At 71.5% G+C, this 21,601-nt stretch carries 12 protein-coding genes; 8 read left to right on the forward strand and 4 right to left on the reverse strand.

Annotation, left to right across the window (positions count from 1 at the left end; translation table 11 throughout):
• Positions 1-2: 2 nt before the first annotated feature.
• On the reverse strand, positions 3-3,920 hold the full coding sequence (locus tag D7W82_RS01810; RefSeq protein ID WP_171422667.1) for a serine/threonine-protein kinase PknK: 3,918 nt from the start codon (positions 3,918-3,920) through the stop codon (positions 3-5).
• Between the two features lie 365 nt (positions 3,921-4,285).
• Between D7W82_RS01810 and D7W82_RS42270 the strand changes: the two genes are divergently transcribed.
• Both D7W82_RS42270 and D7W82_RS01820 read left to right on the forward strand, forming a co-directional pair.
• The gene (locus D7W82_RS42270; protein WP_120616652.1) at positions 4,286-5,872 is read left to right on the forward strand and encodes a Tox-REase-5 domain-containing protein; all 1,587 of its coding nucleotides are present in this window, start codon (positions 4,286-4,288) and stop codon (positions 5,870-5,872) included.
• 12 nt (positions 5,873-5,884) lie between these two features.
• Positions 5,885-6,637 (forward strand): immunity 52 family protein, encoded by a 753-nt coding sequence (locus D7W82_RS01820; protein ID WP_120616653.1) that lies wholly within the window; start codon positions 5,885-5,887, stop codon positions 6,635-6,637.
• Positions 6,638-6,694: 57 nt separating this feature from the next.
• Here D7W82_RS01820 and D7W82_RS01825 read toward each other — a convergent pair whose 3' ends face one another.
• Positions 6,695-8,206: a Do family serine endopeptidase gene (locus tag D7W82_RS01825; RefSeq protein ID WP_120616654.1), complete on the reverse strand. Its 1,512-nt coding sequence runs from the start codon at positions 8,204-8,206 to the stop codon at positions 6,695-6,697.
• A 405-nt stretch (positions 8,207-8,611) separates the two neighbouring features.
• Here D7W82_RS01825 and D7W82_RS01830 point away from each other — a divergent pair, with 405 nt between their 5' ends.
• Entirely contained in the window at positions 8,612-9,073 is a 462-nt protein-coding gene (locus D7W82_RS01830) for a response regulator (protein ID WP_120616655.1), read from the forward strand.
• A 59-nt stretch (positions 9,074-9,132) separates the two neighbouring features.
• Entirely contained in the window at positions 9,133-9,936 is an 804-nt protein-coding gene (locus D7W82_RS01835) for a glutaminyl-peptide cyclotransferase (protein ID WP_120616656.1), read from the forward strand.
• Between the two features lie 9 nt (positions 9,937-9,945).
• On the opposite strand, the gene D7W82_RS01840 is transcribed toward D7W82_RS01835, so the two are convergent.
• Positions 9,946-10,482, reverse strand: coding sequence for a metal-dependent hydrolase (locus tag D7W82_RS01840; RefSeq protein WP_120616657.1), 537 nt, complete (start codon positions 10,480-10,482; stop codon positions 9,946-9,948).
• Between the two features lie 85 nt (positions 10,483-10,567).
• Here D7W82_RS01840 and D7W82_RS01845 point away from each other — a divergent pair, with 85 nt between their 5' ends.
• Both D7W82_RS01845 and D7W82_RS01850 read left to right on the forward strand, forming a co-directional pair.
• Positions 10,568-19,168 carry a non-ribosomal peptide synthetase/type I polyketide synthase gene (locus D7W82_RS01845; protein WP_120616658.1) on the forward strand — a complete coding sequence of 2,867 codons (8,601 nt, stop codon included), beginning with the start codon at positions 10,568-10,570 and terminating at the stop codon, positions 19,166-19,168.
• On the forward strand, positions 19,149-19,598 hold the full coding sequence (locus D7W82_RS01850; protein WP_120616659.1) for a nuclear transport factor 2 family protein: 450 nt from the start codon (positions 19,149-19,151) through the stop codon (positions 19,596-19,598). The genes D7W82_RS01845 and D7W82_RS01850 overlap by 20 nt, the downstream gene beginning before the upstream one ends.
• Here the strand turns inward: D7W82_RS01850 and D7W82_RS01855 are convergent, their stop codons facing one another.
• Positions 19,599-19,832, reverse strand: a complete 234-nt coding sequence (locus D7W82_RS01855; RefSeq protein WP_120616660.1) for a hypothetical protein — start codon at positions 19,830-19,832, stop codon at positions 19,599-19,601.
• 41 nt (positions 19,833-19,873) lie between these two features.
• Between D7W82_RS01855 and D7W82_RS40360 the strand changes: the two genes are divergently transcribed.
• Entirely contained in the window at positions 19,874-20,941 is a 1,068-nt protein-coding gene (locus D7W82_RS40360; protein ID WP_158617557.1) for a glycerophosphodiester phosphodiesterase family protein, read from the forward strand.
• Positions 20,942-21,071: 130 nt separating this feature from the next.
• On the forward strand, positions 21,072-21,578 hold the full coding sequence (locus tag D7W82_RS01865; RefSeq protein ID WP_120616661.1) for a MarR family winged helix-turn-helix transcriptional regulator: 507 nt from the start codon (positions 21,072-21,074) through the stop codon (positions 21,576-21,578).
• Positions 21,579-21,601 lie beyond the last annotated feature (23 nt).

The following is a 21,601-nucleotide window of genomic DNA, read 5'->3' on the forward strand; positions in this document are numbered from 1 at the left end:
CGCTACGCCGCGGGCGTGAGGTCCCGCACCCGCTCCAGCGAGCGGCGGATGCGGTCCTCCATCAGGTTCGGCATGTGCGCCGCGCGCGCCAGCGCTTCTCCGAGCGCGAGCATCGCCTCCGCGAAGTCGCCCCGGCGCCAGGCCGCGAGCCCCATCATCTCCAGGACCTCCAGCGGCTCCTGCTCCACGGAGGCCTGGGCGGAGCGCTCGCGCAGCGCGTGCCACTCCTCCACGGTCGCGTCCTTCGAGGCCAGCTCCACCATGGAGAAGAGCACCTCCTCCGACGGGCTCAGGTTCACGCCGTGCCGGTTGGTCGCCATCGCCTGCCGCACCTGCTCCAGCAGGTCGCGCGCCCGGTCGTGCCGGTCCGTCCACGCCATGGCCCGCGCCTGGAGCAGCAGCGCCCAGGGGCGGTGCGCCACCTCCGGGTGCCGGCGCTCCAGCACGATGGCCCGCGCGATGTGCGGCGCCGCCGCCTCCACGTCGCCCGCCTGGTAGTACAGCTCGCCCAGGTTGTACTCGGCGAAGTACTCCCAGCCCACCACGCCCAGCTCGCGCCCCAGCTGCATGAAGCGCTCCTGGTCCTTCAGCGCGTTCGTCAGGTCGCGCCGCGCCACCCTCAGGTTGCGGCGGTTGTTGATGGCCGAGCCCAGGTGGAAGCGGTCGCCGCGCTCCGTGCACGCGCAGATGAGTTCGTCCAGCACCCGCTCCGCGGCGTCGATGTCGCCCAGGCTGGGCAGGATGGCCACCAGCAGGAGCAGGGAGACGACCAGCGTTTCGTAGCCCGCGTCGCCCAGCTTCCGCGCCCGCTCCGCCGCGGCCTCCAGGGTCATGAGCGAGTCCATCCATTCGCCCTTGCGGAACTGCGTGCGGCCCAGCGCCAGCAGCAGGCGCGCCTGCACGTAGGGCGACGTCACCGTCTCCGTCAGCTGCTGCGCCTCCTGGACCCGCGCCTCGCTGCGCGCGTAGTCGTTCACCCAGTCGAGCGCCACCGCCTCGTCGAGCAGCAGCTCCACCACCGCGCGCGCATCCCCCACGCTCCGGGCCCGCTCTCGCGCGATGGCGAAGTCCGTGAGCGAGTCCTCGTACCGGCCGATGCGGTAGCGCATCAGGCCCCGGCCCCGCAGCGCGGTGAGCCTGCGCAGCTCGTCCTCGGGCTCGATGAGCTCCAGGGCGCGCGTGTACATGGCCTCCGCGTCCAGGTACGCGTGCCGGCCGCGCGCGGACTCCGCCAGGTCGATGGTCAGCGCCGCCGCCTCGTCGCGCAGGCCCGCCGCCGCGGCGTGCAGCGCGAGCCGGGCCAGCCGCTGGCGCTCCTGCGCGCCCGCCGGGCTCAGGTAGTGGCGGTACGCGGCGCGGTGGATGCGCGCCTTCTCCTCCGCGGGCAGGCCCGCGACCACGGCCTCGCGCACCAACTCGTTGCGGAAGCTCAGCCCCTCCGAGCGGTGCTCCACCAGCAGCCCCAGGTCCAGGAGCCGCCGCGTCGCGTGCCCCATGTCCAGCGGGAATTGGGACGCGGCCCCGTCTCGCTCCAGCTCGCGCACCACGCCGTCCGCCGCCGTGCCGGTGAAGGTCACGCCCAGGAGCGCGCACAGCCGGGCATGCGCGGCGAGCGCCGGAGGCAGCGCGCCCAGCTCGCGGTCCGCCAGCCACTCCACCAGCCGCAGCTCCGGCAGGCGGTCCAGCTCGTCCGTGACGAGGTACCAGTTGCCGCCCGGCGCGCGCTGCCGCACCAGCCCCTGGCGCTTGAGGCCGCGCACCAGCTCCACCAGGAACAGGGGCACGCGCTGCGCGCGTTCGATGATGCGCTCCACCGCCTGCGCGGGCACGTTCTCCACCGGCTTGAGCAGCGCGCGGCACAGGGCGTGCGCGTCGCCCGGGGCCAGGCCGGACAGGGGCAGGTCCAGCTGGCGGGCGGCGCGGGCGCTCCACGCCGGGCGGCTCTGCTCGAAGCCCGGGCGCACCAGCACGCAGATCCACAAGGGCACGCGCGTTTCGGCGAGCGCCGCGTACTCCAGGGCGTCCAGCGCGGTCTCCTCCGCGAAGTGCGCGTCGTCCACGATGAGGCACAGGGGCCGTTCGCGGGCGGTGGCCGCCAGCAGCTCACCCGTGGCGCGCATGGCCAGCGAGCGCAGCGCGCCCGGGGCCGCGGCCCAGCTGTGCAGCTCCGGCCCGCCCGGCGCGTACCACCCGAGCGTCGCGGCCACGCCCGGCCACAGCTCCATGCCCAGCCGGGTTCCCAGCCGGTCGAGGATGGCGGTGCGGCCGTCCTCCTGCGTGTCGGTGTCGTCGCGGTCGAAGCCGTGCAGCGCCACGCGCAGGAGCGTGCGCAGCGTGCCCTCCGGGTCGCCCTGCACGGGCTCGCGCGCGAGCATGGAGTAGACGCGCGCGTGCGGCAGCGCGGCCCTCAGGCGCAGGCCCAGCGTGGAGGACAGGTGGCTCTTGCCGTGGCCCCGGTCGCCGCGCACGGTGACGATGGTGGGCGCCGTGTCCGCCACCGCGGACCGGGCGCTCTCCAGGAGCTGCTCCAGCTCCACGTCGCGGCCCACCAGCATCGCGCTGCCCAGCTGCAGCACGGTGACGTCCGGCCGGGGCGCGCCGCCCGACGGCGCGGGGCGCATCAGCCCGGACCGTCCCGCCACCGGCAGGCACGGCACCTCTGGCACGGCCTCCGCGGCGGCGGTGGAGAGCATGGGCCCGCGCAGCTCCGCGAGCTGGGGGTAGCGGTCCTCGCGCGCGAAGATGGCGCCCAGGTAGCGGGGGGCGCCGTCGCGGCGGCGCTGCACGGTGACGCTGGCCACGTCCACGATGGACGCCGGGGCGAGTCCCCGCTCGGCCAGTCCTTCGGCGGCCCGCAGCGCGCGGCGCACGGGGTTCTCTCCCACGTCGGGGTCGAAGACGCCCGCGAAGCGCTCGCCCTCCGCGAAGGCCATGTGGCCTCCGTAGGCGGCCAGGGCCTTCTGCATCGCCACGGGGTTGGCGCGCGAGAAGGTGAACAGCACCGCCACCGAGCGGCGCGTCTGGGCGGGGCGGACCTCGGGCAGCAGGGTGAGCCGGGGCGCGGGCTGCACGGCGGACTGGCCCGCGTGGTCCAGCGCCGCGCGCAGGGCCTGGGCCACGGCGGCGGCGTCGCGGGGACGGCGCGCGGGCTCCTTGGCCAGGCAGCGCAGCACGACCTCCTCCACGGGCGGCGCCACCGGGGCGTACTCCGACGGAGGCGGGGGCCGCAGCGACAGGTGCGCCTGGAGCACCTCCGTGAGCGAGCCGAAGAAGGGCGGCCGGCCGGCGATGAGCTCGTAGAGGATGACGCCCAGCGCGTACACGTCCGTGCGCGCGTCCAGGACCGCGTGGCCCGCGCACTGCTCGGGCGCCATGTATTCGGCGGTGCCGGCGAAGGAGGACGTGTCGCCGGGAGTGCCGTCATCCGCGAGCACGCCGGGGGTCGGCCGCTGCACCAGGCCGAAGTCGAAGACGCGGGCGCGCTTGTGGGCGTCGTCCAGGAAGACGTGCTCGGGCTTGAGGTCGCAGTGCACCAGTCCGTGCGCGTGCACGACGGCCACCGCCTCCAGGAGCGCGTTGGCGCGAGGCCCGAACTCCTGCGGCGACATGGGGCCGGAAACCCGGGCCAGCCAGTCCGCCAGCGTGGGCAGCGGCACGTACTCCATGGCGACGAAGCGCTGGCCGCCGGGCAGCGTGCCCACGGCATGGAGCGCGGGCACGGTGGGTGGCCCGATGACGCGCAGGGCCTCCGCCTCGCGGGCCAGCTGCGCCTCCGCGAGCGCGATGCCGGGGCGCGCCAGCTTCAGCGCGATGCGTTCACCCTCGGTGCCGTCGGCGGAGCGCGGGTGCGCGGCCAGCAGCACGCCGAAGCCACCGCGCGCGATGACCTTCTCGCAGCGGTAGCCCGGGACGTCGGGCACGACGAGCGAGGCATCGGATGGCGGAGCGATGGGAGGCGAGACGCCGGGCGGGCACGGCGCATGAGAGCCCTCCCAACGCCGCCCGCATGTGAGGCAGCGCGGCACGGACGTCACTCTATGCCAGCGCCGTGGTGATTTCCGAACCACCGGGGTCGGTCATTCGACGGACGCGTGCAGCATTCGTCAGAAGTCCTCCCAAGCCCGGAGGGCTTCCAGGCGTCACGTCCTGTGAACCGCGCGACACCGGACATCCGGGGCAGCCAACGGCTCAGCGGGTCGACCGCGCACCGGCTGCGTCATTTCACACCGCAACGCGCAAGGATGTCAGGACTCCCTGCTAGCCCTGTTCAGCAGGAGGAACAGGCATGAAAGGGATTCGGCCGCCACGGCGCGAGTGGCTGTGCCTGCTGCTCATCGCGGGGCTGGTGGGCTGCGCGGGAGGGCGTGCCGGTGCGTTGCCGGTGGGGCTGCACGGCTACGCTCGCTACCACAGCGCCTCGCCGGCACCGCTGCATGGGGGCGCGGCCTCCGCGGGCGCGGGCGGCACGGTGGGGGATGCGGCGCCAGTGCGGCTGCCTCCGGGCACGGTGCTCATCGGGAGCGCGGAGGAGCGGACGCGGCAGGCGGTGGAGCTGGGCCTGCTGGAGGTGGACGCGTTCGAGAAGCTCCTGCTGCGCGCCGGGCTGGAGGCGCCGCCGACTCCGCGCAACCCCTTCACGCCCGAGGACGCGGCGGAGGTGCTGAACCGGCTGATGAAGCAGCCGGTGACGCTGGGGACGTATCCGCCTCGCATGGCGGCGGGCTTCGTGCTGCGCGAGGTGTTGGAGGGCGGCGCGGTGTCGCGCGAGGAACTGGCGAGCCGGGTGGAGCGGTTCGTCCGGGAGCAGGTGGCGGTGCTGCGTCCGGACGGGTACCTGGCCTGGGCGCTCGATGGGCGCACGCAGCAGAGGGTGGGGACCGTGCAGTGGAGGGACGGGACCTTCCGCGCGGGGAACTTCGAGCTGGGGCGCTTCTACAGCGGCAAGGGCGGTGTCTTCCGCCACGTCGATGCACAGCTGCGGGCCGCAGACTGGAGACCGCTCGCGGAGGTGTACGACGACGCGGATGTCCTCAGCCGCTCATTGGATGGCGCGGAGGACGCGTTCGTGGAGCTGTACCACGGCCTGGGACAGCTGCTGTCCCATCCCACGGACAGCTTCGCGAGCCTGCGCCATCTCCCGCAGGGCGTGGCGGCGCTCATCGCGTCATCGCCCGCGTACTGGGAGCGCTTCCGCTACATGACGGAGGGCGAGCAGATCCGCGAAGCAGCGAGGCTGACCACGAACGTCATCGCGCTGTGGGGCACGGCCTCGGCGACGACGCGCACGTTGACGCGAGCAGCGGCGGGAGCGGAGGCCACGGTGCCCGTGCTCGCGGTGTCCGCGGAGGGACTGCTCAGCGTCGAGCGCGTCGCGGTGCCCGTGGGCCGCGCGGCGGCGGTGCTGAGCGGAGGACCCGGCGCGGCCATCGTCCTTCAGAAGGCCCACACGAAACCGGCTCCAGCCGAGCCAGGACAGTGGGGGCCCGCCGAGGAGTCGATGTCCGCGCGGGCCCGGCGCTACCAGGAGCAGATCTCCGGACACACCGCGGACGAGGCCTACTGGGTCGGCGGAGTGGGGAGGAACAGCGGCGGCGTGAAGTTCGACGGCTTCCGGGACGGAGCGCTACGGGAGGCCAAGGGCCCTGGCTACGCGAACAAGTTCGAGGAAAGCCTGGCGCCAAAAGGCTGGTTCGAGGAAACGGGGGCCAGGCAGCTCCGGGAGCAAGCGGCTCGGCAGTGGAGAAAGGCGCGGAACCTGGGAGTCCGCATTGAGTGGCATGTCGCGGAGAAGAAAGCGGCGGATGCCATCCGGAGACTGCTCAAACGCGATGGTATTGACGGAATCGAAGTCGTTCACACTCCGGCACGCTGATCAGAGGACCCCATGACCACCGAGTCCAAGCCCCAGGCCTACCCGGACAGCTTCTTCGTCGGTGCCTACTGGGGGGCACGCAGGGAGTCGCCAGAGGCGTGCGCGCGTCGTGCAGCGGTCTTCCTGGAGTTCCTGGCCGCGTGCGATCCGCTCCTGGCCCACTGGTACAAGTCCATCCGGTCCCGTAAGGGCACGCAGAAGCTGTCATTGATGCCGCCGGACGTGTCAGTGCTCACAGACTTGTTCCGGCGGGGCGTCAACCGTGAGGGCCGAGGACCCGTCATCGAGGAACTGGGCCTCCGCGTTGGCTTCCTCAACGGAGGTGCCGCCTCCGATGACGCACGCGTGAGCATCAAATGCGGAGCCTTCGACGACCCCAGTCCCAACAACTGCCTCTTGTCCCTGCCATTCTACGGACCGACCGCGGAGCGGGTGTTGAGCCCCTCCGTGCTGGAGGCCGTGATGCGCGGCATGGTGGCTGCCTGGGAGCCGGAATGGATCGCGGCCATGTCCGAACACCATCGGGAGCTGGATGATCCAGACAACAAAACCACCGCCCGGGTCGGCTGGGTGACCTACTTCTCCAAGCAGCGTGGCACCGTGCCTCCGCTCCCCGCGCCCGTGCGCATCGAACCCGTGGAGGACAAGGGCACGCTCATCGTCCTGACCCCGGAGCGCTTCACCGTGGCCAACCCGGAACACGTGGCGCTGGGCCGGCGCGTGCGTGAGCAGCTCACCCGGGCCGGGCTCATCCACACCCGCTAAAAGAAGAACGGCGCGCTCCACCCCGGCAGGTGGAGCGCGCCAAAGACAACCCCGGTCCTACCGCTGCGGCACTTCAAGCGCGCGCAGGAGCGACCCGTCCTGTCCGAGCACCCGCGCGCGCAACAGCAGCGCGGACCCCGGCTCCGCGGACGTCAGGGCCTGCGCCGCCTCCGCGACGCCGGACACCTTCTGGTCACCCACCTGCGTCAGCACCATCCCGGGCGCCAGTCCCGCGCGCTCCGCGGGGCTGCCGGGCTCCACCGCCACCACCTGCGCGCCGCCGCTGCCGTCCTGCGCCTCCGACAGCCGCAGGCCCATCCGCTTCGACAGGGGCGCGGGCGTCGAATCCCGGGGAGTCATCTCCTCCTCCCCCCGCTGCGTCGGCCGGGTGCCCAGCTTCACCGGCACCTCCATCTCCTTGCCGCCGCGCACCAGGCTCACCTTCACCTCGCTGCCCGGCTTGAGCAGGGCCACCGCGCGCGTCAGCGACCCGGCGGAGTCCACCGCGCGCTCGCCCACCGACGTGATGATGTCCTCCTCTTGCAGGCCCGCCTTCGCGCCGGGGCCGCCCGCGCTGACGCCGGCCACCACCGCGCCCTTCGCCGTCTCCACGCGCAGCGCGCGCGCCAGCTCCGGCGTGAGGTCCTGCACCGCCAGGCCCACCCAGCCCCGGCGCACCACGCCCGTCTCCTGGAGCTGCGGCAGCAGCGCCTGGATGAGGTTCGCCGGCACCGCGAAGCCAATGCCCGTCGCGCCGCCGATGATGGCCGTGTTCATCCCCACCACCTCGCCCTTCATGTTGAAGAGCGGGCCGCCGGAGTTGCCCGGGTTGATGGCCGCGTCCGTCTGCAGGAAGTCGTCATACGGACCCGCGTGGATGTCGCGCGCCCGGGCGGACAGGATGCCCGCGCTCACGCTCGACGCGAGCCCGAAGGGATTGCCAATGGCCATCACGGGGTCGCCCACGCGCAGGCCATCCGAATCCCCCAGCTTCACGAACGGCAGGTTCCCGGACACGCCCTTCAACTGGATGAGCGCCACGTCCGTGAGCGCGTCGCGGCCCAGCACCTCCGCCTCGAATGAGCGCCCGTCCTCCAGCTTCACCCGGACGGTGTCCGCGCCCTCCACCACATGGTTGTTCGTGAGCACCAGGCCGGACGGGTCGATGACGAAGCCCGACCCCACCCCCTGCTTCGCGGGCGCGCCGCCCCCTCCAAAGGGATTCTGTCCGCCCGGCATGCCGAAGCGCTCGGCGAGGCCCGGGGGCAGGCCCTGCATCATCCCGCCCATCGCGGGGCGGGCGCGGGCCTGCACCTCCACGTTCACCACCGCGCCCTTCACCGTGTCCACGAGCGGCGCCAGCGACATGAGCGCGCCGGGTGACCCGGGCGTGGGCGAATAGACGGCCGGCTCCACCTTCGCGCCCGAGGGCGTGGTGGCCGTCTTCAGCGACAGCGTGGGGCGGGCAGGAGCCACGTCCGCGGCCGGCTTGCAGGCCCCCAGGGCGACCAGGGGCATCAGCGTGAGCGCGCGGGCAAGGTGGCGGCGGGACGGAAGCGTGCGGACCATCGTGCGTTCTCCTTGGGTGTGGCGGCCGGAAGCGGACCTTCCGGACGGAAATGGGAAAGAAAGAGTCGAACCGGATGCGGTGGGCACCCTGGGAAGGAGGCAGCGGTCCCGTTCCACCAGCGACACCGGGAGCCACCGGTGGCCCAGCTGCCTGAAGGGAGCTCTTGGAGGAAGCCCCGCATCCGGTCCGACGCCGGGACTCCATTGCAGTCCGTGGGCCAACCCCCCTTCAGAGGGGAGCCCGCCCCGGAAGGCCCCAGGACGCGGGGCAAAGTGCCCCAACCGGGGCATTTCGCCCGGGGGCGGCGTGCCCCACGCCCCACCGCCGTGGCTTCCGCCGGACATGGCACGGCGGATGCTCATGAAGTCAACGGTCCCCTTCCATCCCTCCAGGAGTTCACGCCCATGGTGCACGAGCAGTCAGAAGGAGTCGCGCGCGGCGCGGCCTGGGAAGACCCTCACTCGGAGCTCGCGAGGCCCCCGCGCATCCTGGTCGCGGATGATCAGACGGAGATGCGCACCCTCATCCGCAAGATGCTGGTGCGGCGCGGTTATGACGTGGTGGAGGCGTCGGACGGGCCGGACCTGGTGCGCGTCCTCATTGAAGGGCTGAAGGCGGAGGAGTCGCGCGCGCCCGACCTCATCATCACGGACGTGCGCATGCCGGGCTTCACGGGCCTGGAGGTGCTCGCCCGGCTGCGGCGCGAGCAGTGGGACACGCCGGTCATCCTCATCACCGCCTTTGGCGACGTGCAGCTGCACCGCGAGGCCCTGCGCCTGGGGGCTGCCTGTGTGCTCAACAAGCCGTTCGACATGGACGAGCTGCGCGGCGCGGTGGAGGTGGCCCTCGCGGTGACGCGCGAGTGACGCCGCCCCGGGTGATGGCGCGCTAAGGTGGCGCGGCAATGCCTGTCGCAAGGAAGCCCATGCGCCGCCTCCCCTGGTCCCTGTCGTTGTCGCTCCTGTGCCTGGCATGCGCGCCCACGCAGCGCCAGACGCCGGACGCGGGCACTCCGGAGGTCAAGCTCCAGAGGCTGGTGGCGAACATCGTCCACACCTACCCGCACGACCCCACGGCCTTCACGCAGGGGCTCCAGTTCCACCAGGGGCAGCTCTACGAGAGCACCGGAGAGAAGGGCGACCTGCGCCGCATCTCGCTGGAGCAGGCGGAGCCCCTGTGGAAGCAGCCCCTGCCGGACGTGTTCCCGGAGGGGCTCGCGAGCGACGGACAGCGGCTGTACCAGCTCACCTGGCAGGACGAGACGCTCATCGTCTGGAACGGCGCGCCGCCCGCGCAGGAGAAGCAGGTGGAGTACGACGGCGAGGGCTGGGGCCTGTGCTACTGGCGGGGCCAGCTGGTGCGCAGCGACGGCACGTCCACGCTGCGCTTCCACGACCCGAAGGACTTCCACGTGAAGTCCCAGGTGCAGGTGACGTTGGAGGGCACGCCGCAGGAGATGCTCAACGAGCTGGAGTGCGCGGAGGACGGCGTCTACGCCAACGTCTGGCATTCCAACAACATCCTGAAGATTGATTACGCCACGGGCCGCGTGCTGGCGGTCATCGACGCGTCGGCGCTGGCGCGGGCGGTGAGCGGCCGGGTGCGCGGCTACGAGGCGGTGCTCAACGGCATCGCGCTGGAGCCCGGCACCGGCCGCCTGTTCCTCACCGGCAAGCTGTGGCCCGACCTCTTCGAGGTGACGCTGGTGGGGCCCGCCGCCACGCCGTAGCCCTTCGCTTCAGGCGGAGGGAGACTCACCCTGTCTGGAAAAGCGCCGCCGCACGGTCCGGACCACCTCCGCGTCCCAGCGCGGTGACAGCAACTCCAGCGCGGTCCTCCGGAAGGGCAGGGCGCACGCCAGGCACGCCAGCGTCGCGGCCAGCCCGATGAGCGTGTTCTGCCAGGAGGCCAGGTTCCACTGCCCGGACCACGACCACGGCTCCATGCTCTGCGGCCACAGGTAGTGGATGGGCCAGCCCGGCCCGCTGCCGGCGAGGTCGCACAGCAGATGACCGTGGAAGGCAGCCACCGACAGCAGGGCCACGGCTGCCCTTTGCCTCGCCAGCGCCGTACACACCGCCAGGGTGACGAGCGCTCCCACGTAGCCATGGAAAATCACGTGGTGATAACGCGAATAAAACTCTTCACCCGCCAGCAATGACAAACCATCCAAATCTGGCGCGAGTCCCGCGCAGGTGACCAGGACGCGGTCACGCCGTTCGCGCAGGCCTTGGGCGAGGAGCCAGGACACCTCGGCGTGGACGATGGGATTCATGGGTGTGCACTAGCGTACGGCAGTCCGGGTCCACCGCGAAGGTTCCCGGGGCAGTACGTTGAGGAGTGGGGGGCAATGACTCATCATGAATTCCATCCCTGCGCACCCGCGGCTGGGCATCGCCACGCTGTTTGAAGCACACGCACGCGCCACACCCGAGGCCGTGGCGCTGCATTTCGAAGGCGGTGTGCTCCGCTATGACACGCTCAACCAGCGCGCGAACCGGCTGGCGCGCCGGCTCCAGGCGCTCGGCGTGGGGCCCGACCAGCCCGTGGGCATCCTCGCCGACCGCACACCGGAAACCGTGGTGGGATTGCTGGGCATCCTGAAGGCAGGTGGCGCCTATCTCCCCCTGGACCCGGGTCATCCTCCGGAGCGGCTGGCCGCGATGATGGCGGACTCCGGGATGCGGGTCCTCGTCGGGCCGCGTGACGCGGTCCAGGGGCTGCGCTTCCAGGGGCACGTCGTCGAGCCTCCTGCTCCGAATGAACAGGATGCCGTGAACGTGAAGGGCGGGGCGGGACCGGACTCGCTGGCGTATGTGCTCTACACCTCTGGCTCCACGGGGAGGCCCAAGGGGGTGTGCATCCCGCACCGGGGCGTCGCGCGGCTGGTGCTGGACGCGGGCTTCATGGGCTTCCGGCGCGAGGACCGCGTCCTCCAGGCCGCGTCGTATGCCTTCGATGCCTCGACGCTGGAGGTCTGGGGCGCGCTGCTGAACGGCGCGACGCTGTGCCTGGTTTCACGGGAGACGCTGCTGTCGCCGCCGCTCCTCGCAGAAAAGCTCCGACGGGATGCCATCTCCGCCGCGGTGCTGAGCACGTCGCTGTTCCATCAACTGGCCTCGGCCATCCCGGACGCGTTCGGCGGGCTCCGCGTCCTGATGGTGGGCGGTGACGTGCTGGACCCCAAGTGGGTGGCGCGGGTCATGGCGCACGGAAAGCCCCAGAGGCTGCTCAACAGCTATGGGCCCACGGAGTGCACCACCTCCGCGACGGCGTATGAGCTCCTCGCGCCTCCAGAGTCGGGCGTATCCATCCCCATCGGCAGGCCGCTCGCGGGGCTCCAGCTGCATGTCCTGGATGCCGACGAGAAGCCGTTGTCCGTGGGCGAAGTGGGGGAGCTGTACCTGGGCGGAGAGGGGCTCGCGCGGGGCTACCTGAACCGGCCTGTCCTCACCGCCGAGCGGTTCCTCCCGGATCCGTTCAGCGGTGTGCTCGGGGCGCGGATGTACCGGACGGGAGATCGGGCGCGGTGGCTCCAGGACGGCAACCTGGAGTTCCTGGGGCGGGTGGACCACCAGGTGAAGATTCGCGGCGCGCGGGTGGAGCTGGCGGAGATCGAGAGCGTCCTGCGCACCCACCCTCGAGTCGGTGACGCCGTGGTCCGCGTGCACGAGGTGTCCCCGGGTGACAAGCGGCTCGTCGCGTATGTCTCACCGCGCGAGGTGGAGGACGCGGAGCTGCGCGCATATCTGGTGTCGAAGCTGCCGGACTTCATGCTCCCCCATGCGGTCATGGCGCTGGAGCACATGCCGCTCAACTCCAGCGGCAAGGTGGACCTCTCGCGGCTTCCAGCGCCGCGCTTCGGCTCGGGGGAGGGGGAGACGCCGCGCACGCTGCTGGAGCAGGAGATCGCGCGCGTGTGGTCGGAGGTCCTGGGGACGCAGCAGTCCGGCACGCAGGACCGCTTCATGGAGTCCGGCGGGGACTCGCTGCTCGCGATCCGTTTCATTGATCGGCTGGAGCAGGCGGTATCGGTCCGCCTGCCCGTGCGGACGCTCTTCGACAGTCCGAGCATCGCGGAGCTGGCGCGGTGGGTGGAGTCGGCACGGGGAACGGGTCGAAGCCTCGACGTGCCCCCCATCGTCCCGGTGGACCGGACCCAGCCCCTGCCCCTGTCCGACTCCCAGCGGCAGCTGTGGCTCCTGGAGCAGCTGGCGCCCCGGAGCGCCGTCTACAACGAGCCCTTCACGCTGTATCTGCCCGGGGACCTCCAGCCCGACGCGCTGGAGCGAGCGTTCCGTTCACTCATCGCCCGGCACGAGGTGCTGCGGACGACCTTCGGCGCCACGCCAGACGGTCCGATCCAGCGCGTGCATCCGGACATGCCGTTCCACCTGCGGCGCGTGGACCTGCACGCTGTGCCCGGAAGCCTGCGGAGCGCGAAGGCGTTGCAGGTGGCCACCCAGGAGGCGCGTGAGCCCTTCGACCTGGAGCACGGGCCGCTGCTGCGTGCGACGTGGATGCGGTTGAGCAAGGCGGAGAGCCGCCTCGCCCTGGTGATGCACCACCTCATCGTGGATGGCTTCACGATGGCGGCGTTCCTTCAAGAGTTGCACCAGTTCTACCTGGCGGAGGCCCCTTCACTGCCGCCACTGCGGCTCCAGTACGGCGACGCCGCTGTCTGGCAGCAGGGTGCCCGTTACCAGGAGGCCATCGCACCGCACCTGGACTGGTGGAAGCAGACGCTCGCGGGAGCTCCGCACCTGGAGTTGCCCACGCAGCATCCCCGCCCCCAGGTCCCGAGCTTCCGCGGGGCCAAGCACGTCGTGCGAATCCCCGGGGAACTCCTGGAGTCCGTGAAGGCGCTGGGGCGCGGAGAGGATGCCTCGCTCTTCATGACGCTGCTGTCCGTGTTCGGCGCGTTGCTGCACCGCTACTCGGGAGCGGAGGACCTCGTCGTCGGAGGTGCCTTCTCCGGGCGGAGCCGCGAGGAGTCGCGGGCCATCTCCGGACACTTCGTGAACCTGCTGCCGCTGCGGCTGCGCTTCTCTGATGGGCTGACCGTCCGGGGCCTCCTGGAGCAGGTGCGCCGCGTCTGCCTGGAGGCGCTCGAACATCAGGACGCGCCGCTCGTGCGCATCGTGGAGGCGGTGAACCCGGCGCGCATCCCTGGCGCCAACCCCTTGTTCCAGGTGTCCTGCACGCTGGAGCCGCGCATCGCGGTGCCTGCTTCGGACTGGCGGGTGGAGCCCCATGACGTCGACACGGGGACGTCGAAGCTCGACCTCTCCATCGAGCTGGATGAGCGGCCCGACGGCATGTCCGTGCGGTGGGAGTACGCGCTGGACGTCTTCGAGCCCTGGATGGTCCACCAGTTGGGCCAGCACTTCGTGACGCTGCTGCGCGAGGCCTCGCACGACCCGGAGCAGCTGCTCTCTGCGTTGCCGCTGCTCTCGGAGGCGGAGCAGTCACGGGTGCTCGCCTGGGCTCACGGACCCGCACGGGAGGTGGCGCACGCGGACTGTCTGCACCATCCGTTCGCAGCGCAGGTGGAGCGCACGCCGGACGCGCCGGCCCTCGTCTTCCAGGGGCGGCCCCTGAGCTACCGGGCGCTGGACACGGAGGCGAACCGGCTGGCCCATCACCTCATCTCCCAGGGCGTTCGGCCTGGAGACTTCGTGGGCATCTGCGTCCAGCGCTCCTTCGAGCTGATCATCGCCCTACTGGCGACGCTGAAGGCGGGCGCGGCCTACGTGCCCCTGGACCCCGCCTACCCCAGGGCACGGCTGGCGTTCACGGCGCGAGACGCGGCGCTGAGGCTCATCCTCGCGCAGGAGGCGACGCTCGCGTTCATGGACGGAATGGGCGTCCCGGTGGTCGCGCTGGAGCAGGTGCGCGGCGGTCCGGAAGACGCGCCACGGGTCCACGTCACCGGGGATGCCCTCGCATATGTCATCTACACCTCCGGCTCGACGGGGCAGCCCAAGGGCGTGTGCATCGGCCACCGGAGCGCGGTGCATCTGACGGAGACCGTGGCTTCGGACTTCGGCTTCGCACCGGGCCAGCGCGTGGCGCAGTGCGCGCGGTACGGCTTCGACTTCTCCGTCGCGGAGATCTTCCCGACGCTCTCCTCCGGCGCCACGCTGTACCTCATGGGCCAGGAGGACGTGGCCGCCGGTGCGGAGCTGGCGGACTTCCTGGAGACCCATCGCATCCACACCGCGATGTTCACGCCGTCAGCGCTGGCCTCCATGCCGTGGCGGGCGCTGCCGGACCTGAAGACGCTCGCGATTGGAGGCGAGGAGCTCCCCGCGCGGCTCGTGGACACGTGGGCGCCGGGCCGCCGGTTCATCCAGGTCTATGGGCCCACCGAAGCCACGGTCTTCACGACGACCGCGGAGTGCGTGCCCGGAGATGGCCCATACCCCATCGGGACGCCCCTCCCGGGCTACGAGGTCTACCTGCTGGATGAAACCCTGACGCCCGTCCCCGTGGGCGTGCGCGGCGCGCTCTACATCGGAGGCAAGGGGCTGGCGCACGGCTACCTGCACCGCCCCGAGCTCGACGCGGAGCGCTTCATCCCCCACCCCTTCAGCGAGGAGCCGGGAGCGCGCCTCTACAAGAGCGGAGACATCGCCAGCCATCGCCCGGACGGCGGCATCGACTTCCACGGACGGTCCGACCGCCAGCTCAAGCTGCGCGGCTTCCGCATCGAGCTGGGCGAGATTGAGGCCGCGCTGCGCCAGCACCCCGATGTCCGGGACGCCGTGGTCGAGCCGAGGCTGATCGCGGGAGAGCGGCACCTGGTGGGCTACGTCATCCCCCGGGATGCCGCCGTGACGCCTGCGTTCAAGGCGTCGCTGGGCAAGACCCTTCCCCCGCACATGATTCCCCGGGAGTGGGTGCTGCTGGAGGCGTTCCCGATGGGGCCTACTGGGAAGCTCGACCGTAACGCGCTGCCTTTGCCCTCCGTCAAAGCCCAGGCTGCTCCCGAATCTTCGGTATCCACGGAGCGTGAGAAGGCATTGGAGCGCATCTGGTGCCGGATTCTCGGCGTGGAGCGCGTCGGCAGGCGCGAGGGCTTCTTCGACGCGGGCGGGAATTCGCTGCTGCTCACGCGAGTCCAGTCCGCGCTGGCCTCGGAGCTGGACATCCGCGTGAGCATGGCCACGCTGTTCCAGTTCCCGACCCTTGAGTCCCTCGCGCGGCACCTGGACGCGGACTCCACCGTGCAACCGGTGACGCCGGAGCCCACGCGGAGCCCCGTGCGCTCCTCGGCCCCCATCGCCATCATCGGCACGGCGGGGCGGTTCCCGGGGGCCCCCAGCGTCGAGGCGCTGTGGACGCTGCTGGTGGAGGGCCGTGAGGGCCTGTCCCGCTTCAGCCGGGAGACGCTGCTCGCCGCGGGCGAGGACCCCCAGCTCCTGGAGGATCCCTCCTACGTCCGTGCCTCCGGGCTGCTGGAGGACGTGGAGTCCTTCGACGCCGCCTTCTTCGGCTACAGCCCCCTGGACGCGCGGCTGATGGATCCGCAGCTCCGCATGTTCCTGGAGTGCGCGTGGGAGGCGCTCGAAGCGGCGGGCTACGACCCGAAGCGGCTGCCCGGCAAGGCGGGCCTGTTCGCGGGCTCGGGCGTGCCGCGCTACTGGCTGGATCAGGTGATGCCGCGCTTCCGTTCGCTGTCCGTGGCCTCGGAGGCGTACCGGTCCATCCTGGGCAACCCGTGGCAGTTCCTCGCCACGGCGACGGCGTATCAGCTGGGCCTGCGCGGGCCCGCGCTCACGGTGCAGACCGCCTGCTCCACGTCACTGGTGGCCGTGCACCTGGCCTGCCAGAGCCTGCGCGCGGGTGAATCCGACGTGGCCCTGGCGGGAGGCATCTCCCTCTTCGCGTCCGGTCCCTCCGGCTACCTCCATGAGGCGGGCGGCATCACCTCGCCGGATGGGCACTGCCGCCCCTTCGACGCGAAGGGGCAGGGGACGGTGCCCTCCAGCGGCGTGGGCATCGTGGTGCTCAAGCGCCTGGAGGATGCGCTGCGGGATGGGGACTCCATCCATGCCGTCATCCGGGGCTCGGCCATCAACAACGACGGAGACGCCAAGGTCGGCTTCACCGCCCCGAGCGTGGAGGGCCAGCGCGACGTCATCACGCGAGCCCACGCCGACGCGGGCGTGGCCGCTCGCGACATCACCTACGTCGAGGCCCACGGCACGGCGACACCCCTGGGTGACCCGCTGGAGGTCCAGGCGCTGCGGCTCGCCTTCGGAGCGCGTGAGGCGTCGGAGCCCGCGGTGGTCCTGGGGGCGCTCAAGAGCAACGTGGGGCACCTGGACTCGGCGGCCGGGGTGGCGGGGTTGATCAAGACGACGCTGGCCCTGGAGCACCGCTTCCTCCCGGGCACCGTCCACTTCGAGCAGCCCCATCCGGAAGCGGGCCTGGAGCGCTCCCCCTTCGTCGTGCGGAGCGAAGGACGGCCGTGGTCCCTGCCCGAAGGCTTCCCACGTCTCGCGGGCGTCAGCGCGTTTGGCATTGGAGGAACGAACGCGCACGTCGTCCTGGAGGAGGCACGCCCCGAGCCCGCGGTCGACGTGGGCCCGGCGGTGGAGGTGCTGGTGCTCTCGGCGCGGAGCGGGGAGGCACTGAGCGCGGCCTCGCGGCGGCTCGCGGATCATCTGGAGCGGCATCCCGGGCAGTCGCTGGCGGACGTCGCGTACACGTCGCAGGAAGGACGGACGGCGTTCGGATACCGGCGCGCCATCGCGTGCGAGACACCCGGGGAGGCCATCGCCGCGCTCAGGCGGGACGGGCCCGCTCAGCCCGCTGCGTCCCCGCCCCCTGAAGTGTGCTTCCTGTTCCCTGGCACGGGCACGCAGGAAGCGGGCATGGGCGCGGCGTGGTACCGGCGCGCTCCGGCGTATCGCGAAGCCTTCGATGCATGCGCCGCTCTCTTCGGCCCGGAGCTGGAGCGCGACCTTCGCGCCGCGCTGCTCAGCGATGAGCGAGGAGCACGGGCGGAGGAGGCGCTGCGGGCACCCTCGCTGGGCATGGCCGCCATCTTCACGACGGAGTACGCGCTGTCGCGGCTGCTGGGCGCCTGGGGGCTGCACCCAACGAGCCTCCTGGGCCACAGCCTGGGGGAGTACGCCGCCGCGTGTCTCTCCGGTGTCCTGTCGCTGGAGCAGGCCGTGGCGCTGGTCGCGCTGCGCGGCCGTCTCTGCGACGCACTGCCGCCTTCCGGCATGCTGGCCGTGCCGCTGTCGGAGGGCGTGCTGACGCAAGAGCTGCCACCCGGATTGTCCCTGGCCGCGGTCAACGGACCCGGGCAGTGCGTGGTGTCCGGAGCGCTGGAGGCATTGGAGGACTTCGCCGCGCGGCTGCGGGAGCGGGGCGTGAGGACGAAGCGGCTGCCGAACGCGAGCGGGTTCCACTCCGCGCTCGTGGAGCCCGCGATGCAGCCGCTCACGGACCTGGCCAGGTCGATGCGTCCGAAGTCCCCGGCGATTCCCCTCCTCTCCAACGTCACGGGCACCTGGCTGACCGCGGACGATGCGCACGACCGCACGTACTGGGCCCGTCACCTGCGGCACACGGTCCGGTTCTCCCAAGGACTGGAGCTGCTGCTGGAGGACCGCGAGCGGATCTTCGTGGAGGTGGGGCCGGGCCGGACGCTCTCCACGTTGACGCTGCTGAACCCCCGGGCAGGACGGGAGCGGCTCGTGCTGCACACGCTCGCTCCAGAGCGTGATGAGCAGGCCCTGCTCCATGCCGTGGGACAGCTCTGGTCCGCGGGCCTCCCCGTGGACTGGGGCGCGGTGCGCGGAAGCGGGCCGCGCAGACGCGTCGTGCTGCCGACGTATCCCTTCGAGCGCAAGCGGTACTCCCTGGCGGAGAAGACGCCCCGGCCGCCGAGGCCCGAAGTCACGGCCGCGCCCCGGCCGCTCAGCCGTGAAGAGGTCCGTGCCTCCATGGAAGCCCTCTGGAAGGAGCTGCTCGGCGTGGACGCGCTGACGCCGGACAGCCACTTCTTCCAGTTGGGCGGCACGTCGCTCCTGGTCGTGCAGCTCAACCGCGAGCTCAAGACGCGGCTGTCGGTCAGCCTGTCGCTGCACGCGGTGCTGGAGCACCCGACGCTGGGAGAATGGGTGCGCGCGGTCCAGGACGAGCTGGAGCGGACGGGGAGGCCACTCACCCAGGCGGCTCCGCTCCGGATGGCGCTCCAGGAGGGACGGCGAGGACGGACACCGCTCTTCCTGGTGCAGCCCATTGGCGGCACCGTCTACACGTATCTGCCGCTGGCGAAGCAGCTGGGCGCGGACACCCCGGTCCACGCGTTCCGAGCGTCGGGACTGGAGCCCGGCGAGGTGCTCTACCGCGACGTGCCGGCGATGGCCCGCGCGTACGTGGATGAGCTGCTGGCCTTCCAACCCCAGGGCCCCTTCTGGCTGGGCGGCCACTCCTCGGGGGGCGTCATCGCGTACGAGATGGCGGCCGAGCTGTTGGAGCGGGGCCACTCCGTGGCCGGCGTCATCCAGATCGACACGGTGACGGTGGACGACTCACGCAGGCTGAACGTCCGGAGCGTGGGAGACGTGCTCCAGCTCATCGACGCGTTCCAGGAGATCTCCCCGCGCGCGGCGGAGGGGCTCCGGACGGCGATGGAGCTCGACACGCGGCTGCGGGACGTGGTGCTCGCCACCAACGAGGCCATCGCCGCATACGCGCCGGGACGTCACGCGGTGCCGCTCGTGTACCTGCGGGCCACGGATCGGGACCCGGTGTTGGACTCGCACGCGGCGGCCTGGTGGAAGGCGCTGACGACCGCTTCGTTCCAATCCCACGACGTGCGCGGCAACCACTTCACCGTCATGGAGGAACCCCACGTGGCGGAGGTGGCGCGGCTCATCCGGGACACGCTGACAACGGGAAGGGGAGGGGCGCGCGATGACCTCGACGCGGGATGAATGGAAGACGGAGCTCTCCCGGCGCTTCGCCGCGTTCGTGGAGGCCTACGAGCACGGGAGCCTGGAGGCCCTGTCCGAGCTGTTCTGGCACGACGACGACATCGTGGTCGTGGGCACGCACTCCAACCTCCACTTCATCGGCTGGGCGCAGGTGGAGCACTCCTTCCGCGCCCAGTTCGGGAGCCTGCGCGACCTCCGCGTGACGCTGCGCTCGGAGCAGCTCTGGCGCGGAGGTGCACCGCCCTCCACGATGGCCTGCCTCACGGTGCCCTCGATGGACATCGCCCTGATCGCGGGCGGCAAGCCCGTCACCTTCGAGGGCATCCGCGTGGCCTGCGCCTTCGAACGCCGGGGCACCGAGTGGCGGATGGTCCAGATGCACTGGTCGCTTCCGCGCACGGAGGTGCTGGTGGACCACAAGTATCGCTGATCACCCCGGAGGCAGCGGCGAGCGTCGAGGCGTGCCCAGCAGCTCCAGCGTGCGCAGCGCCACGTCCGCCAGCGTGGACGAGCACGGCATGCAGCCCCCGCCGCAGCAGGGCGCCCAGTCGCCCTCCGGGTCCCGCAGCAGCGGATACACGCAGCTCCGCAGGGACTGGGGCAGTCCCGCGTCGTCGCAAGCCTGACGCAGCGCTGCCTGCACGGTGGCATCCTTTACGTCCATCGCTTCAGCTTCCTAACCGACACCCGGGAGGAAGGCAGCCCATGCGCACGGCATCGTTCATCGGTCAGGTCCTCGCGGGGCTCCTCGCCTGCGCATGCACGAGGACCCCCCCGTCCTCCCGCACGCCCGCGGACGACCCCACGCTGCGCCTCATGGACACCTTGCGTGCGCACGCACGGACGCACGCTCCCGTGTGCTCTCCAAGCGCGGCGCTGCTCCAACCCGGAGGCGGCATCGACCTGGAGCGCCTCCGCGCTGCCGGCCACCCCGTCATCGTCTGGACCGTGAACGACCTGCCCACGATGCAGGCCCTGCTCCGGCGCGGCGTGGACGGCATCATCAGCGACCGGCCGGACCTCCTGATGCAGGCGGTGCGCGGCTTCGACGCCAACGGCGACGGCACCCCCGGGGACCTGCTGGACGCGGACGGGCTCATCGACCCGAGGCGCTTCGATGCACAGGGCCACCGGGGCGCGCGGAACCTGCGGCCGGAGAACACGCTGCCCGCCTTCGAGGCCGCGCTCGACCACCGGATGACCACGCTGGAGCTGGACACCGTCCTCACCGCCGACGGCGTCCCCGTGCTCTCCCACGACCCGGACCTGTCTCCCGCGAAGTGCCGCCACGCGGATGGAAGCCCGCTGCCTGCTCCCGTCCCCATCTCGACCCGCACCGTCGCGAAGCTCCAGGCCAGCTTTGTCTGCGACCGGCTCCTCGAGGACCGCCCGGACCAGACGAACGACCGCGCCCTCTCTCCGGAAGCCGTCGCGTTCGCCGCCCGCGCCGGACTCCCGGACCCCTACGCCGTCCCCACCCTGAGCCAGGTGTTCGCCTTCGCGGCGGACCAGGCGGACGCCGCCCATGAAGCCCGCGACCCGCTCCGCGCCCGGAGCGCCCGCCGCGTCCGCTTCAACGTGGAACTCAAACGGACAGCAGAGGAGGCAGACGTCGCTCCCGCCCATGGCGACGCGGTCGCTCAGGTCATCCAGGAAGCAGGGCTCGCACGGAGGGTGGACGTGCAGTCCTTCGACCTGCGCGCCGTGCGCTCCATGCAGGAGCGTCACCCGGAGCTGCGCGCCGTTCTCCTCCTGGAAAAGGCCGCCGAGTAGCCAGACGGTCCATTCCCCGACCGAGAAATCAAGGATTTAGTCAGGCGACGAAATCATCTTGCGCTAAATCGTTAGGGGCCTTACTAGACGCCCCGTCTTGAACCCCTCCCGTCCCAGAAACGCCACGCCGATGAAGCTGGTGCCCCGGTACGAGCGGCTGAAGCAGCTGGCTCAGCGCTTCCCCACGCTCGACCCCAGCGCCATCGAGACGTGCCTGACGATGCTGCGTCTCTCCAATGAGCTGACCGAAGCCTACGAAGCGCACTTCGCACGCCACGGCGTGTCGCACGGGCGCTTCGTCGTGCTGGTGCAGCTGTTCGCGGCGGAGGACTCGGGGGAGACCCTGCGTCCCGCGGACCTCGCGGAGCTGGCGAGCTGCAGCCGCGCGACCATCACCGGCCTGTTGGACACGCTGGAGAAGGACGGCTTCATCTCCCGCGTGGATCACCCCGAGGACCGGCGCATGTACTCCGTGCACCTCACCTCGAAGGGCCGCGAGTTCATCCTGGGCATGATGCCCGATCACTACCGCCGCATCGCCGCGCTCATGGCTCCCTTGAGCCTGGATGAGCGGGACACGCTTCGCGCCCTGCTCGCCAAGGTGTCCTCCGGCATCCCCGCCCTGCGGGACCCCTGAGCAGCCCCTCCCCACACCCCTTC

The organism is Corallococcus sp. CA049B (assembly GCF_003611685.1).
Lineage (GTDB): Bacteria > Myxococcota > Myxococcia > Myxococcales > Myxococcaceae > Corallococcus > Corallococcus coralloides.

What these genes read in the sequence shown, in the direction of transcription:
- D7W82_RS01830 (WP_120616655.1), top strand. Translation starts at nt 8,612, where the DNA reads ATGGTGCACGAGCAGTCAGAAGGAGTCGCGCGCGGCGCGGCCTGGGAA.
- D7W82_RS01825 (WP_120616654.1), bottom strand. Translation starts at nt 8,206, where the DNA reads ATGGTCCGCACGCTTCCGTCCCGCCGCCACCTTGCCCGCGCGCTCACG.
- D7W82_RS01840 (WP_120616657.1), bottom strand. Translation starts at nt 10,482, where the DNA reads ATGAATCCCATCGTCCACGCCGAGGTGTCCTGGCTCCTCGCCCAAGGC.
- D7W82_RS01845 (WP_120616658.1), top strand. Translation starts at nt 10,568, where the DNA reads ATGAATTCCATCCCTGCGCACCCGCGGCTGGGCATCGCCACGCTGTTT.
- D7W82_RS01850 (WP_120616659.1), top strand. Translation starts at nt 19,149, where the DNA reads ATGACCTCGACGCGGGATGAATGGAAGACGGAGCTCTCCCGGCGCTTC.
- D7W82_RS01865 (WP_120616661.1), top strand. Translation starts at nt 21,072, where the DNA reads ATGAAGCTGGTGCCCCGGTACGAGCGGCTGAAGCAGCTGGCTCAGCGC.
- D7W82_RS42270 (WP_120616652.1), top strand. Translation starts at nt 4,286, where the DNA reads ATGAAAGGGATTCGGCCGCCACGGCGCGAGTGGCTGTGCCTGCTGCTC.
- D7W82_RS01835 (WP_120616656.1), top strand. Translation starts at nt 9,133, where the DNA reads ATGCGCCGCCTCCCCTGGTCCCTGTCGTTGTCGCTCCTGTGCCTGGCA.
- D7W82_RS01820 (WP_120616653.1), top strand. Translation starts at nt 5,885, where the DNA reads ATGACCACCGAGTCCAAGCCCCAGGCCTACCCGGACAGCTTCTTCGTC.
- D7W82_RS40360 (WP_158617557.1), top strand. Translation starts at nt 19,874, where the DNA reads ATGCGCACGGCATCGTTCATCGGTCAGGTCCTCGCGGGGCTCCTCGCC.
- D7W82_RS01855 (WP_120616660.1), bottom strand. Translation starts at nt 19,832, where the DNA reads ATGGACGTAAAGGATGCCACCGTGCAGGCAGCGCTGCGTCAGGCTTGC.